This window comes from Mycolicibacter sp. MU0083 (assembly GCF_963378075.1).
GTDB lineage: Bacteria > Actinomycetota > Actinomycetes > Mycobacteriales > Mycobacteriaceae > Mycobacterium > Mycobacterium kokjensenii.
This window is the reverse complement of record NZ_OY726394.1, coordinates 4,291,609-4,308,836: the sequence shown is the minus strand read 5'-3', so window position 1 is coordinate 4,308,836 and position 17,228 is coordinate 4,291,609. Positions and strand designations below refer to the sequence as shown.

At 70.6% G+C, this 17,228-nt stretch carries 9 protein-coding genes; 5 read left to right on the top strand and 4 right to left on the bottom strand.

Annotated features, from left to right (window positions below):
* Positions 1 to 13 precede the first annotated feature (13 nt).
* The 4 genes from RCP38_RS19785 to RCP38_RS19770 form a co-directional block, all read right to left on the bottom strand.
* On the bottom strand, positions 14 to 898 hold the full coding sequence (locus tag RCP38_RS19785; RefSeq protein ID WP_308474599.1) for an alpha/beta fold hydrolase: 885 nt from the start codon (positions 896 to 898) through the stop codon (positions 14 to 16).
* Positions 899 to 914: 16 nt separating this feature from the next.
* Complete coding sequence (locus RCP38_RS19780) at positions 915 to 2,006, bottom strand: inositol-3-phosphate synthase (RefSeq protein ID WP_308474598.1); 1,092 nt, start codon at positions 2,004 to 2,006, stop codon at positions 915 to 917.
* Between the two features lie 72 nt (positions 2,007 to 2,078).
* Positions 2,079 to 2,633, bottom strand: a complete 555-nt coding sequence (locus tag RCP38_RS19775) for a PadR family transcriptional regulator (protein ID WP_308474596.1) — start codon at positions 2,631 to 2,633, stop codon at positions 2,079 to 2,081.
* A 126-nt stretch (positions 2,634 to 2,759) separates the two neighbouring features.
* Complete coding sequence (locus tag RCP38_RS19770) at positions 2,760 to 3,611, bottom strand: DUF1707 SHOCT-like domain-containing protein (protein WP_308474594.1); 852 nt, start codon at positions 3,609 to 3,611, stop codon at positions 2,760 to 2,762.
* A 110-nt stretch (positions 3,612 to 3,721) separates the two neighbouring features.
* Here RCP38_RS19770 and RCP38_RS19765 point away from each other — a divergent pair, with 110 nt between their 5' ends.
* From RCP38_RS19765 to pks2, 5 genes are all read left to right on the top strand, one after another.
* Positions 3,722 to 4,147 carry a DUF5318 family protein gene (locus tag RCP38_RS19765; protein ID WP_308474593.1) on the top strand — a complete coding sequence of 142 codons (426 nt, stop codon included), beginning with the start codon at positions 3,722 to 3,724 and terminating at the stop codon, positions 4,145 to 4,147.
* Complete coding sequence (locus RCP38_RS19760; protein WP_416223207.1) at positions 4,140 to 6,638, top strand: transglycosylase domain-containing protein; 2,499 nt, start codon at positions 4,140 to 4,142, stop codon at positions 6,636 to 6,638. The genes RCP38_RS19765 and RCP38_RS19760 overlap by 8 nt, the downstream gene beginning before the upstream one ends.
* Before the next feature lie 137 nt (positions 6,639 to 6,775).
* A complete protein-coding gene (locus RCP38_RS19755) occupies positions 6,776 to 9,145 on the top strand; it encodes a transglycosylase domain-containing protein (RefSeq protein WP_308474592.1) in 2,370 nt (789 codons plus the stop codon).
* A complete protein-coding gene (locus RCP38_RS19750; protein WP_308474591.1) occupies positions 9,142 to 10,782 on the top strand; it encodes a glycosyltransferase family 87 protein in 1,641 nt (546 codons plus the stop codon). The genes RCP38_RS19755 and RCP38_RS19750 overlap by 4 nt, the downstream gene beginning before the upstream one ends.
* A gap of 153 nt (positions 10,783 to 10,935) precedes the next feature.
* Positions 10,936 to 17,223, top strand: coding sequence for a sulfolipid-1 biosynthesis phthioceranic/hydroxyphthioceranic acid synthase (pks2, locus tag RCP38_RS19745; protein WP_308474589.1), 6,288 nt, complete (start codon positions 10,936 to 10,938; stop codon positions 17,221 to 17,223).
* Positions 17,224 to 17,228 lie beyond the last annotated feature (5 nt).

Here is a 17,228-nt window from a genome sequence, read left to right as displayed (position 1 = left end):
CGCGGTGCCGATATCAGGCGAGCGTCATCCGCAGCAGTTCGACCAGCACCCGCGGCCGGTCGCTTTGCACCGAATGCCCGGCACCGTTGACCACGTGGGTGGTCAGTCCCGGCGAACGCTGCGCGTAGGCGGCGATGTCCTCGGCGTTGACGAACGCCGAGTCGCCGCCGCGGATCAATGTGGTCGGCGCGGTGATCGCCGAGACGTCGGACCACAGTTCGGTGAAATCACCGACCGAGCGGATGGTGTCGTAGCGCCACGTCCAACGGCCGTCGGGCAACCGCCGGGTGTTGTGGAACAGCCCGCGCCGCAACGACTCCGGATCCCGATGCGGGGCCATCGCGGTGGTGACCGCCAGCAACGACTCGAAATCGTCGAAGGTGCGCTCGCCCTGGGCCAGCGCCACCGTGCCGCGGGCGGCTTCGCTCATCTCGGCGTGCCGCTGCAGGGCCGACGGCGTGACGTCGACCAGCGCCAGCCGGCGCACCAACTCCGGGGCCCTGGCCCCCAACCGGATGGCGGTCAGCCCGCCCAGCGACATGCCGACCACCAGTTCGGCGTCCGGCGCCAGTTCGCGCAGCACCGGGGTGATGGCGTCGGCGTTGCGCTGGGGGGAGTAGTCGCCGTCGTCGCGCCAGGCGGACCGGCCGTGCCCGGGCAGGTCCACCGCGAGGGCGGGCTCGCCCAGGCCCAGGACGACGGTGTCCCAGGTGTGCGCGTTCTGCGCGCCACCGTGCAGGAACACCACCCGCGGCGCTTCGGAACCCCAGCGCAGCGCACTGACACCGTCGGTGTCGATGCGCTCCACGCCGGGCAGCGGGCCGTCGAAGCCGGCCTGCTCGGCGTTCTCGCTCAGCAGCGCGAACTCCGAGAGGCCGGCCAGCTCGTCGTCAGTCATGTCCTGGGTCAGCGCCCTAACCGACGATGAACGCTTCGAGTTCGGCGCGCGCGACGTCGTCCGGAAGCTGCTTGGGCGGGCTCTTCATCAGGTAGGCCGAGGCCGGCAGGATCGGGCCGCCGATGCCGCGGTCCTTGGCGATCTTGGCGGCACGTACCGCGTCGATGATGATGCCGGCGGAGTTCGGCGAGTCCCACACCTCGAGCTTGTACTCCAGGTTCAGCGGGGCGTCACCGAAGGCGCGGCCCTCCAGGCGCACGTAGGCCCACTTGCGGTCATCGAGCCAGGCCACGTGGTCGCTCGGGCCGATGTGGACGTTCTTGTCCTCGACCTTGCCGGCCAGCGAGCCGGTCAGGTTGGAGGTGACGGCCTGGGTCTTGGAGACCTTCTTGGACTCCAGCCGCTCCCGCTCGAGCATGTTCTTGAAGTCCATGTTGCCGCCGACGTTGAGCTGGTAGGTGCGGTCCAGGGTGACCCCGCGGTCCTCGAACAGCTTGGCCATCACGCGGTGGGTGATGGTGGCGCCGACCTGGCTCTTGATGTCGTCGCCGACGATCGGGACGCCGGCGTCGGCGAACTTCTTGGCCCACACCGGGTCGGAGGCGATGAACACCGGCAGCGCGTTGACGAACGCCACGCCCGCGTCGATGGCGCACTGGGCGTAGAACTTGTCCGCCTCGTCCGAGCCCACCGGCAGGTAGGAGACCAGCACGTCGACCTTGGCCTCGCGCAGGGCGGCGACCACGTCCACGGCCTCGGCGTCGGAGACCTCGATGGTCTCGGCGTAGTACTTGCCGATGCCGTCCAGGGTCGGGCCGCGCTGCACGATGATGTTGGTCGGCGGCACGTCGGCGATCTTGATGGTGTTGTTCTCCGAGGCGAAGATGGCCTCGGACAGGTCGAAGCCGACCTTCTTGGCGTCCACGTCGAACGCGGCGACGAACTTCACGTCGCGGACGTGGTACGGGCCGAACCGCACGTGCATCAGACCGGGGACCGTCGAGTTGTCGTCGGCGTTCTGGTAGTACTGCACGCCTTGGACCAGCGAGGAGGCGCAGTTACCGACGCCGACAATGGCGACCCGCACTTCCGTCGTTTGCTCAGTCATTTCCGACGTTCTCCTTTTTCTGCTTGCACTGCTGACGTGCTGTGTTGTGGTGTCCCGATGCGGCGGGCCGGATCAGGGTTGTTCGGCCCGGTTTGATGCGGCCGGGTTCGAGGCGCGCTCGGCCGCGATCAGTTCGTTGAGCCAGTTGACTTCGCGCTCACTGGATTCCAGCCCGAGCTGATGCAGCTGGCGGGTGTAGCGATCCAGCGAGCTGCTGGCCCGTGCCACCGCATTGCGGAGGCCCTCCCGGCGTTCCTCCACCTGCCGGCGGCGACCCTCCAGAATCCGCATCCGTGCTTCGGCGGGGGTGCGGTTGAAGAAGGCCAGGTGCACCCCGAAGCCGTCGTCGGTGTAGTTCTGTGGACCGGTGTCGGCCACCAGTTCGTTGAAGCGCTGGCGGCCGGCGTCGGTCAGCCGATAGACCCGCCGGGCCCGGCGCACCGGGGCTCCCGTCGGGGTCGCGTCCTCGGCGATCACTCCGGCCGCCTGCATGCGCCGCAGCGCCGGATACAGCGAGCCGTAGGAGAATGCCCGGAACGCACCCAGCAGACCGGTCAGCCGCTTCCGGAGTTCGTAACCGTGCATCGGTGATTCGAGCAGCAAGCCCAAGATGGCAAGCTCAAGCACTCGAGTCACCTCCTGTGATGAATTCGGCTACTACCGGTCGACGGCTCGCGACATAGTATCGCGCCGATATAACCGGACCCAAGTGCCGGGTGTTCGCCCGATGTTCAGCGCAGGGAAACGCGCAGTTCAGGACGGGTAATTGATGCGTTTGACGCTGCCGTCGCCGGCGAAGTTGATATAGCCGCTGCCGTAGTCGCCGGAGACGTACACCGACAGGGACAGCCCGCCGGGTGCGGTCGGGTCCTTGGCCGGATCGACGATCAGATAGGTGCTCTTCACCTCGGACGGTTTGATCCCCAGCGTCTCGGGCGCCCCGCGCAGGATCCCGACCGCGGCCTTCAGGTCGAACGCGCCGAGGTCCACCAGCACGTCGTCGCTGCGTCGGGCCGAGGTGGACGGGTCGTCCCAGCCGCCCCGGTAGTAGTAGTCGAGTTTGCGGCGTTCCTCGGTGGGATCGGCCCGGTCCATCGAGGCGTAGTCGGGGTAGACCAGCAGCCGGTAGCCCATCGTGTCGCCGAACTTCTGCCGGGCCTGTTCGAGCAGGCCGGACAATCCGCCCAGCGAGTGCAGCCGGCGCGGCGGGGTCAGCACCAGCGGGGCGACACCGTCGGGTTTGGCCCCGGGGTCAGAGGTCAGGCTCAGCGGGGACGTGGTGTTCCCGTACAGGCCCCAGCCGAGCAGTATCCCCACCAGGACCGCGGCGCCCAGGACGCCCAGGGCGGCGAGGATGCGGTGACGAAGGGTGAGCCTCGCCGGTTCGCCCAACGTCGGCAGCGGGCCCGGGGTGCGTTCGACCTGCAGGTCGCCGATGAGTGCACGCAGGTCACCCAGGGTGACGGCGCTGGTCGCCGCACCGATCCGTTCGCGGTGCTCGGTACTGGACAGCTGGCCTTCCACCAGGGCGTTGTCCAGGGCGCGGCAGACGTCGTCGCGGTCGCTGTCTTTCGCCCGGGTACCCGGGGACTGCCGTAGTGCCACGGCGACGATCGTAGAAGATCGGCCCCCGGTGGCGCCCGGAATCCACCGGTGGACCGGGATAGGGGCGTTGATCGCCACGGCCCATGGGGACCCGACGTACTCTGGTCCTCGTGCGATTGCAGCGACAGGTGGTGGACTACGCGCTCCGGCGCCGTTCCCTGCTGGCCGAGGTCTATTCCGGGCGTACCGGGGTCTCCGAAGTGTGCGACGCCAATCCGTATCTGCTGCGGGCCGCGAAGTTCCACGGCAAGCAGAGTGCGGTGGTCTGCCCCATCTGCCGCAAAGAACAGCTGACGCTGGTGTCGTGGGTGTACGGCGATCACCTGGGTGCGGTGTCGGGGTCGGCGCGTTCGGCCGAGGAACTGGTGTTGCTGGCCACCCGCTACCCCGAGTTCTCGGTGCACGTGGTCGAGGTGTGCCGGACCTGCAGCTGGAATCATCTGGTGAAGTCCTACGTATTGGGTATCGCACGCCCGCCCAAGGGATCCCGCGGTCGACGGCCGGCGCGCAGTGGAGCCCGTACCGCCAGTGAGTAGCCACGACGACGACGGGTCCGCTGCGGACCCGGCGCGGCGCTCCGAGGGCGGGGGCCGACGGCCCGCACCGCGGCCCGATGACCGGCCGACCACGATCATCTCGCCGGTCGACGACGCCGTCACCGCAGACCTGCGCGATCCCATCGATGCGGTGCGGGCGGCCCTCGACGGGGCGCCCCGGCAGCGCGACGAGGCACTCAGCGGCAGGCTTCCGCGCCGCGAACCCCCGCCGGACAAACCGGTCGAGCGGGCGCCGCGGCAGCCGGCGTCCTCCGATCACGCCGACCGGCCCGCGATGCCCGATCCGCTGGCGTGGCTGCGGCGGCACCGGCCGAACTGGCGGTTGATCCGGCGCTGCTGCTACATCGCCGCGGTGGTGATGCTGCTGCTGCCGGTGATCACTTTCGCGATGGCCTACTCCATCACCGACGTGCCCTCGCCCGGGGACATCCGGACCAACCAGGTGTCGACGATCCTGGCCAGCGACGGCTCGGAGCTGGCCAAGATCATTCCGCCGGAGGGCAACCGCGTCGACATCGATATCAGTCAGGTCCCGGTGTACGTGCGCAACGCGGTGTTGGCCGCCGAAGACCGGGACTTCTACTCCAACCCGGGCTTCTCGGTGTCGGGATTCGCCCGGGCGATCAAGAACAACCTCTTCGGCGGGGACACCCAGGGCGGTTCGACGATCACCCAGCAGTACGTGAAGAACGCACTCGTCGGGTCCGAGCGGGCCGGCATGGGCGGATTGGTCCGCAAGGCCAAGGAACTCGTGATCGCCACGAAGATGTCCAGCGCCTGGCGCAAGGACGACGTACTGCAGGCCTACCTGAACATCATCTACTTCGGCCGCGGCGCGTACGGGATCGCCGCGGCGTCCAAGGCCTACTTCGACAAGCCCGTCGAGCAACTCGACATCGCCGAGGGAGCACTGCTGGCCGCGCTGATCCAGCGGCCGTCCACGCTGGATCCCGCGGTCGACCCCGAGGGCGCGCTGGACCGGTGGAGCTGGGTGCTCGACGGCATGGTGGAGACCGGGGCGTTGAGCACCGAGCAGCGCGCCGCGCAGGAGTTCCCGGTGACGGTCTCCCCGGAGTTGGCGCGCACCCAGAACATCACCACCGGCCCCAACGGGCTGATCCAGCGTCAGGTCACCAGCGAACTGCTCGAACTGTTCGACATCGACGAGCAGACGCTGAACACCCAGGGCCTGCAGATCACCACCACCATCGATCCGCAGGCCCAGGCTGCCGCCGAGGAAGCGGTGTCCACCTACCTCAAAGACCAGATCCCCAACATGCGCTCGGCGGTGGTGTCCATCGACCCGCGCGATGGCGGGGTGCGCGCGTACTACGGCGGTTCGGATGCGGCGGGCTTCGACTTCGCCCAGGCGGGTCTGCAGACCGGGTCGTCGTTCAAGGTGTTCGCACTGGTGGCCGCGCTGGAGCAGGGCATCGGCCTGGGCTATCAGGTGGACAGTTCACCGCTGACGCTGGAGAACGGGCACGTCAAGATCACCAACTCCGAAGGCGAGAGCTGCGGGGTCTGCAATATCGCCGAGGCGCTCAAGCGCTCCTTGAACACCGCCTACTACCGGTTGATGCTCAAGCTCAAGAACGGGGCGCAGGACGTCGCCGACGCGGCGCACCGGGCCGGGGTGGCCGAGAGCTTCCCCGGTGTCCCGCACACCCTGTCGCAGGACGGCGGGCCGCCCGAGGGCGGGGTGGTGCTGGGCCAGTACCAGACCCGGGTGATCGACATGGCCTCGGCGTACGCGACGCTGGCCGACTCCGGGGTCTACCACCCGCCGCACTTCGTGGCGAAGGTGGTTCGGGCCGACGGCCAGGTGCTCTTCGACGCGCACACCGCCGAAGACACCGGTGAGCAACGCATCCCCAAGGCGGTCGCCGACAACGTCACCGCCGCGATGGCGCCCATCGCCGGGTGGTCACGCGGACACAACCTGGCCGGGGGCCGGCCGTCGGCAGCCAAGACCGGAACCACGCAGCTCGGCGAGACCGGCGCCAACCGGGACGGCTGGATGGTCGGTTACACACCGTCACTGGCGACCGCGGTCTGGGTCGGCACCACCGGCGGCGACGAGCCGCTGGTGAATCAGTGGGGCGCACCGGTTTACGGCGCCAGCATCCCGGCCGACATCTGGAAGGCCACCATGGACGGGGCCCTGCAGGGCACGCCCAACGAGACCTTCCCCACCCCCACCGAGATCGGCGGCTACGCAGGCGTGCCGGCGGCACCGCCGCCCCCGCCGCCGATGGAGGACGGTCCGCCGCCCGCCCCGGAGGAGACCGTCATCCAGCCGACCATCGAGATCGCACCGGGCATCACCATTCCGATCGGTCCGCCCACCACGATCACGGCGGCGCCGCCGGCCCCGTCCGAGATGCCGCCCGCGGGTCAGGCCCCGGCTCCGCAGCCACCCGATCAGGCGGGATCCCCCCAGGTAGAAGTGCCTCCCGCGGCTCCGTAGCTAACTCGTGATCCGGTTTCAATCCGACGGTGTCGGGGCGGACGTACGCTGTGTGGCATGCGAGCGCAGCGACGCGTGGGGGATGACGGGCTGCTGAGAATCCTGCCGGTGGCACCGGCCCGGCCGAACCCACGCCAATGGGGATACCACGGCCGGCGGTGACGACGCGAAACCCGACAGCGCCGGGTGCCGACAGCGCTGCCGAAGACCACTTCTTGACGACGACGGACGCCGAGCCGACCGCAGCGGCCGACGAAGCGGAGCCCGGAGAGTCGGCCGAAGCGGTCAAGGCCGCCATGGAGCGGCCCCGGCCCGACACCGACACGCCGCGACCCGCGACCGACAGGCCGGCCGACGCCGACGAACCCGAACCGACGCGCCGACGGAACTGGGTCCACGTCCGGCGCGGCCTCTACGCCGCGACCGCGGCGATGCTGGTGACCCCGGTGGTGGTCTTCGGGATGGCCTACCGGACGGTCGACCTTCCCGAACCCGGTGACATCCACACCAGCCAGATATCGACGATCCTCGCCGCAGACGGCACGGAACTGGCGAAAATCATTCCGCCGGACGGCAATCGCATCGACGTCACGATCGACCAGATACCGGTCCACGTGCGCGACGCGGTGCTGGCCGCCGAAGACCGCGACTTCTACACCAACTCCGGCTTCTCCCCCTCGGGGATGATGCGGGCGGTCAAGAACAACCTGCTCGGCGGGGACACCCAGGGCGCCTCCACCATCACCCAGCAGTACGTCAAGAACGCACTGGTCGGATCCGAGCGGGCCGGTATGGCGGGCATCGTCCGCAAAGGCAAGGAACTGGTGGTCGCGACCAAGATGTCCGCGGCGTGGCCCAAAGACGAGGTGCTGGAGGCCTACCTCAACATCATCTACTTCGGCCGCACCACCTATGGGATCGCCTCGGCGGCGCGGGCCTACTTCGACAAGCCCGTCGAGGAACTCACCGTCTCCGAGGGCGCGCTGCTGGCGGCGGTCATCCAGCGGCCGTCCGCGCTGGATCCGGCGATCGACCGCGAGCGCGCGGTCGACCGGTGGAACTGGGTGCTCGACGGCATGGTGGCCACCGGAGCGCTCAGCTTCGGCGAGCGGGCCAAGCAGATGTTCCCCACGACGGTCCCACCCGATCAGGCGCGCAACGCCGACCAGACCACCGGCCCCAACGGGCTGATCCAGCGCCAGGTCACCGAGGAACTGCTCGAGATGTTCCACATGGACGAGCAGATGCTGAACATGCAGGGCCTGCAGGTCACCACCACCATCGACATGAGGGCCCAGCGGGCGGTGGAGAAGGCCGTCGGCGCCGCCATGGCCGGACAGAAACCCGCGGTGCGCACCGCGGTGGTGGCCATCGATCCGCGCAGCGGTGCGGTGCGCGCCTACTACGGCGGCGCCGAGGCCGGCGGTTTCGACTTCGCCCAGGCCGGACTGCAGACCGGGTCGTCGTTCAAGGTGTTCGCCCTGGTCGCCGCCCTCGAACAGGGCATCGGTCTGGGCTACGAGGTCGACAGTGCGCCACTCACGGTCGGCCGCACCAAGATCAGCAACATCGGGGGCGCCAGCTGCGGGGTCTGCAACATCGCCGAGGCACTCAAACGATCGCTGAACACCTCCTATTACCGGTTGATGCTCAAGCTCAAGAACGGCCCGGAAGACGTCGCCGCGGCCGCGCACCGGGCGGGGGTGGCCAAGAGTTTCCCCGGCGTCGCGTTCACGCTGTCCCAGGACGGCCGCGGTGGCCCGCCCGAGAACGGCGTGGTGCTGGGCCAGTACCAGACCCGGGTGATCGACATGGCCTCCGCCTACGGCACCCTGGCGAACTCCGGGATGTACCACCGGCCGCACTTCATCCAGAAGGTCGTCGGGTCCGACAACCGGGTACTGTTCGACATCGCAGCGGCCGGCGACACCGGCCAGCAGCGGATTCCGAAAGCGGTGGCCGACAACGTGACCGACGCCATGAAGGCGATTCCGAGCTGGTCGGGCGGACATGATCTGGCCGGCGGCCGCCCGGCCGCCGCGAAGACCGGCACCACCCAGCTCGGCCACACCGGCGCCAACCGGGACGCCTGGATGGTCGGCTACACCCCGACCCTGGCGACAGCGGTCTGGGTCGGCACCGACACCGGAGACGAGCCCCTGGTCAACAAGTGGGGCGGCCCGATCTACGGCGCCGGCCTGCCCGCCGACATCTGGAAGGCCAGCATGGACGGCGCCCTGTGGGGCGACCCGATCGTCGCGTTCCCCAAACCGACCGAGATCGGTGGTTTCGCCGGGGTGCCGGTCGCGCCACCACCCACGGAGTGGTACCCGCCCCCGCAGAACGCGAACCCGCCCCCGCCGCCGCCGGGGTTCGAGGTGCCCGGGCCGTTCCCGCCGCCGTTCCCACCACCGCCGCCACCGCCTCCGCCACCTCCACCACCGCCCCCGCCTCCACCGCCGCCGCCTCCGCCACCTCCACCACCGCCGCCCGAGGTGGTGCCGTGACGGAGGAGGTGACCGAACGCGCGGTGTGCTCGCCGCGGCCGTTGGCCGCCGACCTGCGCAGTGCCGAGCGCCGAGATCTGCCCAGCCGCAACGATGTGATCGGACATGCGTTGTCCAACACCGTCGGTGGGCCGGTGGGGCGCCATGCGTTGATCGGGCGCGGCAGGTTCATGACGCCGCTGCGGGTGATGTTCCTGATCGCCGTGCTGGTCATGGCGCTGGGTTGGGCGACCAAATCGCCGTGCCTGCAGAGCGTCGGGAGCGGCAGCCCCGATCAGCGGACGGCCAACTGGGACAACGAGCGGGCCTACTTCCAGTTGTGCTACTCCGATGTCGTACCGCTCTACACCGCCGAACTGCTCGACCAGGGCAAGTTCCCCTACAAATCCAGTTGGGTGGAGAAGGACGGCTCCGGGCAGGAGCAGATCCGGTACGACGGTCAGCCGGCGGTGCGCTACATGGAGTATCCGGTGCTGACCGGGCTCTATCAGTACGCCGCGATGACGTTGGCCAAGACCTACACGGCGATCACGAAGGTGCTACCGATACCGGCGTTGACCGGTGTCGCCGAAGTGGTGGTGTTCTTCGACATCGTCGCCCTGGGCCTGGCGTTGGCCTGGCTGGCGACGGTGTGGTCGACCGCGGGGCTGGCCGGCCGCCGGATCTGGGACGCCGCACTGGTGGCGGCTTCCCCGCTGGTCGTCTTCCAGATCTTCACCAACTTCGATGCGCTGGCCACCGCGTTCGCCGGTTGCGGGTTGCTGGCGTGGGCGCGACGCCGGCCGGTGGCCGCCGGGGTGCTGCTCGGCCTGGGCACCGCCGCCAAGCTCTATCCGGTTTTGCTGCTGTTCCCCCTGCTGGTGCTCGGACTGCGCACCGGCCGGCTGCGGGAGGTCAAACGCACCGCGGCGGCCACGGCGGTGAGTTGGCTGGTGGTGAATCTGCCGGTGCTGCTGTACGCGCCGCGGGGCTGGACGGAGTTCTTCCGGCTGAACTCCCGTCGCGGCGACGACATGGATTCGCTGTACAACGTGGTCAAGTCGTTGACCGGCTGGCGCGGTTTCGACGGGGATCTGGGCATGTGGCAGCCACCGACTGTGCTCAATAGCGTGGCCGCGGGCCTGTTCGCACTGTGCTGCGCCGGGATCGGCTACCTCGCGCTGACCGCGCCCCGACGACCGCGGGTGGCGCAGTTGGCGTTCTTGGTGGTCGCGGCGTTCCTGCTGACCAACAAGGTGTGGAGTCCGCAGTTCTCACTGTGGCTGGTACCGCTGGCGGTGCTCGCGCTGCCGCACCGCCGGCTGTTGCTGGCCTGGATGACCGTCGACGCCCTGGTCTGGGTGCCGCGGATGTACTACCTGTACAGCGTTGCCGATCGGGGGCTGCCCGAACAGTGGTTCACCGTCACCGTGCTGCTGCGCGATCTGGCGGTCGTGGTGCTGTGCGCCCTGGTGATCCGGCAGATCTACCGCCCCGGGGAAGATCTGGTGCGGGCACACGATTGGGCCGACGATCCGGCCGGGGGTGTGTTCGACCGGGCACCCGATGCGCCGCCGTCCTGGCTGCCGGCCCGGCTGCGGCCGCCCGGATCGGGCCTGGCAGGCGTCGGGGTGAGCACCGCCCAACAGCCTCTTTAAGGGACATCTTAATAACACTTTCTTTCTCACTCAGGTGACTCGAAAGTGTTACTTCGTTGAAGTGCTGCAATGGTGGCGTCTCCGCCGAAGTGGAGAACGGACGTTTACCTGAGGGAATTTTTGTCGTCCGATTGGGGTAGCCTCGCGGGCGCAATGACTACCCCCCGCATCCCCCTCGATGGCCTGCCCACCTCACCGGTCGCCGTGATCGGACTCGCATGCCGCCTACCCGGCGAGATCGATTCGCCGCAACGGCTCTGGGACGCGCTGCTGCGCGGCACCGATCTCGTCGGCGAGATCCCCGCCGACCGGTGGGATGCCGACAGTTACTGCAGCACCGAATCCGCTACACCCGGCGGATCGGTGTCGCGCTGGGGAGCCTTCCTGGCGGACGTCGGCGCGTTCGACGCCGAGTTCTTCGGCATGACCGACGCCGACGCCACCGCGATCGACCCCCAGCACCGCCTGTTGTTGGAGACCTCGTGGGAGGCCGCCGAACACGCCGGCCTGGACCCGGCGAGCCTGGCCGGTTCGCGGACCGGCGTGTTCGTGGGACTCGATCACAGCGACTACGAGCAGCCCGGTACCGGCGGCGGATTCGCCTCCGGGCGGGTGGCGCGGGCACTGGGGTTGCACGGCCCGGCGGTCACGGTGGACACCGCGGGTTCGTCGGGCCTGATGGCCGTACATCAGGCCTGCCGCAGTCTGCAGACCGGGGAGAGCGACCTGGTGCTGGCGGGCGGGGTGTCGGTCCTGCTCGAGCCCCGCCGCTCGGTTGCCGGGTCCGCCCGGGACGTGTGGTCGCCGACCGGGCGATGCCGGGCCTTCGACGCGGCGGCCGACGGATCCGTCTCCGGTGAGGGCTGTGTGGTGCTGCTGCTCAAGCGGCTGCCGGACGCGTTGCGCGACGACGATCGCGTGCTGGCGGTGCTGCGCGGGTCCGCGGCCAGGCACGACGGCGGCTCGCCGTCGGACGAGCCGTCCGCGCAGGTCGCGGTGTACCGGGACGCCCTGGCGGCCGCGAACCTCGAGGCGGCCACCGTCGGCCTGGTCGAGGCAGACGGTGCCGGTACCGCGGCTGCGGACCGGCTCGAATACACCGGCCTGGCCGAGGTGTACGGCACCGCGGGACGCTGTTTCCTCGGTTCGGCCACGACCAACTTCGGCCACTGCCAGTCGGCGGCGGGCCCGTTGGGGCTGGCCAAAGCGATCCTCGCAGTGCAGCACGGCATCGTTCCCCGGAACCTGCACTTCAGTGCCCTGCCCGACCAGCTGGCCGCGATGGCATCCAACCTCACTGTGCCGCAGGAGAATATGCCGTGGCCCGCCACCGAGGAGGACCGGCCGCGCCGGGCCGCGGTGTCGTCGCACGGCTGCTCGGGCACCAACGTGCACGTCATCGTGGAGCAGGCGCCGGAGCCGGCCGGCTCGCCCCCGGATGCCGCACCCGTTGCCGGGACGCCGCAGCTGTTCCCGATTTCGGCGAACTCCCCGGAGCAACTCCGGGCGACCGCGGCCCGGCTCGCGGAGTGGCTCGACCGGCACGGCGCCGAGCTGACCGGCGCGGGCTCGGTGGATCTGGGGTACACCCTCGCGCGCCGCCGCGCCCACCGGCCGGTGCGGACCGCGATCGCCGCCGAGGGAATCGGGGAACTCGGTGACGCCCTGCGTGACCTCGCCGGCGACGACAAGGAGTATCGGCGCGTCCCGGGCCCCGGCGACCGCGGACCGGTGTGGGTGTTCACCGGGCAGGGACTCAACTGGACGGCGATCGGACTGCTCGCAGCGGATCCGATGTTCGCTGCGGCGATCGCCGAGCTTGAGCCGCTGGTCGCCGCCGAAGCCGGATTCTCCCTCGCCGCGGCGATCTCGGCGCCGCAACCGCCGACCGACATCGTGCAACGCCAGGTGACCGTCTTCGCCACCCAGGTCGGACTGGCCCGGGCCATGACGGCGCACGGAGTCCGGCCGGGCGCGGTCATCGGCCACTCGCTGGGGGAGACCGCGGCGGCCGTCGTCGCCGGCGGCCTGGCCCCGGAAGACGGCGTCCGCGTCGTCTGCCGCCGGGCGCAGCTGCTCGCCGGTATCGCCGGCAGCGGTGCGATGGCCGCGGTGGAACTGCCTGCGCAGCAGGTGTTGTCGGAGTTCTCCATCCGCGACGTCACCGACGTGGTGCTCGCGGTCGTCGAAGCGCCGGCATGCACCACCATCGGCGGCAGCGCCGACACCGTGCGGGACCTGGTGGCCGCCTGGCAACAGCAGGGTGTGCCGGCCCGCGAGCTGGCCGTCGACGTCGCCGCGCACTCGCCGCAGGTCGAACCAATCCTCGACGAGCTGACTGCCGCGCTGGCCGACCTGCGGCCCACCGAGCCGCAGGTGCCGTACTACTCGGCGACCCTGTGGGCACCACGCGACCGGCCGGCGTTCGACGCCGACTACTGGGTGGAGAACCTGCGGTACACCGCGAGATTCGCCGCCGCCGTACAGGCCGCGATCAAAGACGGCCACCGGGTCTTCGCCGCGCCGGCAGCGGACCCGCAGCTCACCGACGTCATCGAACGCAATGCCGCCGGACTCGACGCGCCCGTCACCGTCCTGGCGCCGATGCTCGCCGGGGACGGCACGGCCGGCGGGTGCGGTCTGCTCGGCTTCGTCGCCGACCTGTACGGCGCCGGGGCCGCGGTGGACTTCGCCGCGCACTACCCGGTGGGCCGACTGGTGGACGCGCCGCTGCCGCGCTGGGACCACCGGTCGCTGCTGCTGCGCCGCGACAGCGGCGACACCGCACCGCAGGGTGCGGCCGTCCGGGCCGTTCACCCGCTGCTGGGATCGCACGTACACCTGTGGGAGGAGCCCGAGCGGCACGTCTGGGCCGGCGATGTCGGTCTGGTCGCGCACCCCTGGCTGGCGGACCACCTGCTGTACCGGGTGCCCACCCTGCCCGGCGCGGCCTACTGCGAGATGGCCCTGGCCGCGGCGCGTGCCGGCCTCGGCGAAGGCGCGCAGGTCCGCGATCTCCGCTTCGAGCAGGTCTTGCCGCTCGAGGAGCAGACGGCACTGTCCTCGGGGGCGGTCGTGACCGCACCCGGTGTGCTGACCTTCGGCGTGCACACCCACCACGACCGGATTCGTGTGGACCGGGCGACCGCGGTGCTGGAATCGCCGGACAACGACCGCCGCCCCCCGGTCCGCGACATCGCCGCACTGTCAGCGGCGCACCCCGTCTCGATCGACCGCGATGACCTGCGAAAGACATTCGAAGAGGCCGGTATTCAGCACGGCCCGGCCTTCTCCGGGCTGGCCGCCGTGCACCTGGGCGACGGGCCGCACCGCGACGGCGCGACGCTGTTCGCCGAGGTCGCCCTGCCGGGGTCGCTGCGCGCGCAGCAGGCTCCCTACGAGGTGCACCCCGCCGTGCTGGACGCCTGCTTCCAGTCGGCGATGATCCACCCGGGCCTGCCCCGTGCGGCCGACGGCGCACTGCCGCGACCGGTCGGGGTGCGCCGACTGCGCCGGTATCACCCGACCCGCGCCGTGCGGTACTGCCTGAGCACCTTCACCGCGGTAGCAGAGCAGGGCTGCGAGATCGACCTGGAACTGCTGGATGCCACCGGCACGGCGTTGCTCACCGTCGAAGGCCTTCGGCTCGATACCGGTTCCGCCCACGACGCCGCCGAGCGCACCCTCGACGAGCGGTTGCTGACCATCGAGTGGCAGCGCCGCGAACGGCCCGACCCCGCACCGGGGCAGTCGGGCAACTGGTTGCTGCTGAGCATGGCCGCCGCCGCGGATCCGCTGACCGCAGCGCTCCAGGGCGCGCTGAAAGACGCCGGTGCGCAAGCCGACACGGTCGCCGTACCGATCGACGGAGCCGGGCCCGCCGATGCCCTGCCGGAGGCTGCCCTCAACGGCCGCACCGGTGTCGTCGTGGTCACCCCGCCGGCGATCGAGGATGCGGACCCGCAGCGCCGCGGTCGCGACTTCGTGACCTATCTGCTGAGCGTCGTCCACCGGTTGGCCGGCCTTTCCGGCCAGGCCCCGCGGCTCTACCTGGTCACCCGGGCCGCGGCGACGGTCCGCCCCGGTGACCGGGCGAACCTGGAACAGGCCGGCCTGCGCGGTCTGGTCCGGGTGATCGATTCCGAGCACCCGCATCTGAAGGCGACCCAGATCGACGTCGTCGACGATGGCACCCAACCGGATACGGCCCGCGCCGCCGGGATCGCGGCGCAACTGTGCAGCGGTTCGGAGGAAGACGAGACCGCATGGCGGGACGGCGCCTGGTACACCGCGCGACTGCGGTCGGCGCCGCTGGGCCTGGCCGAACGGCGGACCACCGTCGTCGAGCACGGATCGGACGGGATCCGGCTTGCATTCGGCGAGCCCGACGAGATCGAGTCCCTGGAATCGATCGCCCAGCCGCGGATCACCCCCGGCCCCGGCCAGATCGAGGTCGCCGTCGCGGTCTCGGGGGTGAACTATGCGCAGGCGCCGGCCACCGAACGGCCTGCCGCCGAGGAGTATTCGCGGCAATTGGGCACCGATTTCGCCGGCGTGGTCAGCGCCGTGGGACCCGACGTCACCGGGCACCGGGTGGGTGACCACGTCGGCGGCATCGCGCCCGACGGCGGCTGGAGCACGTTCATCACCTGCGACGCCAGGTCCGCGGTCACGCTGCCGGCCGCGTTGTCACCGGCCGAGGCCGCCGCGTTGTCGACCGCCTACGTCACCGCCTGGTACGCGCTGCACGACCTGGCCCGGATCACCGCCGGGGACAAGGTGTTGATCCAGGCGGCCGGCGGTATCGGCCGGGCCGCGATCGCCGTCGCGCAGGCGGCCGGTTGTGAAGTCTTCGCCACCGCCGACAGTCCGCAGCAGCGACAACGGTTGCGCGACATGGGTATCGACGGTGTCTATGATTCCGCGACACCGGAGTTCGCCGACCGGATCCGCCACGACACCGGCGGATACGGGGTGGACGTCGTGCTCAATTCGCTGTCCGGTATCGCCCAGCGGGCCGGCCTGGACCTGCTGAGTTTCGGCGGCCGGTTCATCGAACTGGGCAGACCGGACGGCTCCCGGCAGACCTGGCTGGGGCTGTCCCCGTTCCGCCGCAACCTGTCACTGCACGTCGTCGACCTGGCGTTGTTGGCCCAGAGCCACCCGGAGGTCGTCCACCGCCTGCTGGCCACGGTGTATCAGCGTGCCGCCGACGGCACCCTGCCGCGGCCGCAGACCACGCACTACCCGTTGCTGGACGCCGCCGACGCGCTGCGTCACGACGGCGACGGCGATCGGGCCGGCACCGCGTTGCTGGTCGCGCCCCAGACCGGGGAGAGCGTGGCCGTCATACCGCCGGAGCAGGCCAGGCCTTTCCGTGCCGACGGCGCCTACATCGTCACCGGCGGCACCGGCGGGGCCGGGCTGTTCCTGGCCACCGAGATGGCGGCCGCGGGCTGCGGTCGCCTCGTGCTGAACGGGACATCGGCACCCGACGGTCCGGCGCAACAGGCCATCGAGCGGATGCGCGCCGCCGGCGCCGACGTCCGGGTGGAGTGCGGCGACATCGCCGAGCCCGCGACCGCGCAGCGACTGGTGGCGCTGGCGACCGAGACGGGCCTACCGGTGCGCGGTGTGCTGCACGCGGTCACCGCGGCCGGGGACGCCGCCCTGGCCGACCTCACCGACGCCGTCATCGACCGCTGCTGGACACCGAAGGTCCACGGCGCGTGGAACATTCACCAGGCGTTGCGGGAGGAGACGGCCGACGTTCCGCTGGACTGGTTCTGCGCGTTCTCCTCGACGTCGGCGCTGATCGGCTCCCCGGGGCAGGGTGCGGCCGCGGCCGCCGACAGCTGGCTGGATGCGTTCGGTCGCTGGCGCCGCTCCCGCGGCCTACCCGCCACGGTGATCGGCTGGGGTCCGTGGGCCGACACCGGTACCGCCGCCGCGCCGGCGGACGGTGACGCTCACGCCGCCATCACCTCCACCGAGGGCGCCCGGGTGTTTCAGGCGATGCTGAGCTACGACCGCGCCTACTCCGGGTACGCCCCGATCACCCGGGCGCCGGGACTGACCGCGTTGGCGCACCGCAGCCGGTTCGCCGAGCAATTCCGGGCGACCCGCCGGTCCGGCCCCGACGCCGAGCGGTTCCTGGCGGAGTTGCGGGAACTGCCCCGCGACGAATGGTTCGGCGCGATCTCGCAGTTGGTCTCCGACCAGATCAGCGTGCTGCTGCGCCGCACCGTCGACCCGGATCGGTCGTTGCCCGAATACGGCCTGGATTCGTTGGCCAGCTTGGAGTTCCGCACCCGCATCGAGACCGAGACCGGGGTGCGGGTCGGGCCGGCCCAGCTGACCACGGTGCGGGGTCTGGCCCGGCACGTCTGCGACGAACTGGTGAGCCGGACCGAGGGTGCGGAGTCCCGCGCCGGCAGGTGAGCGCT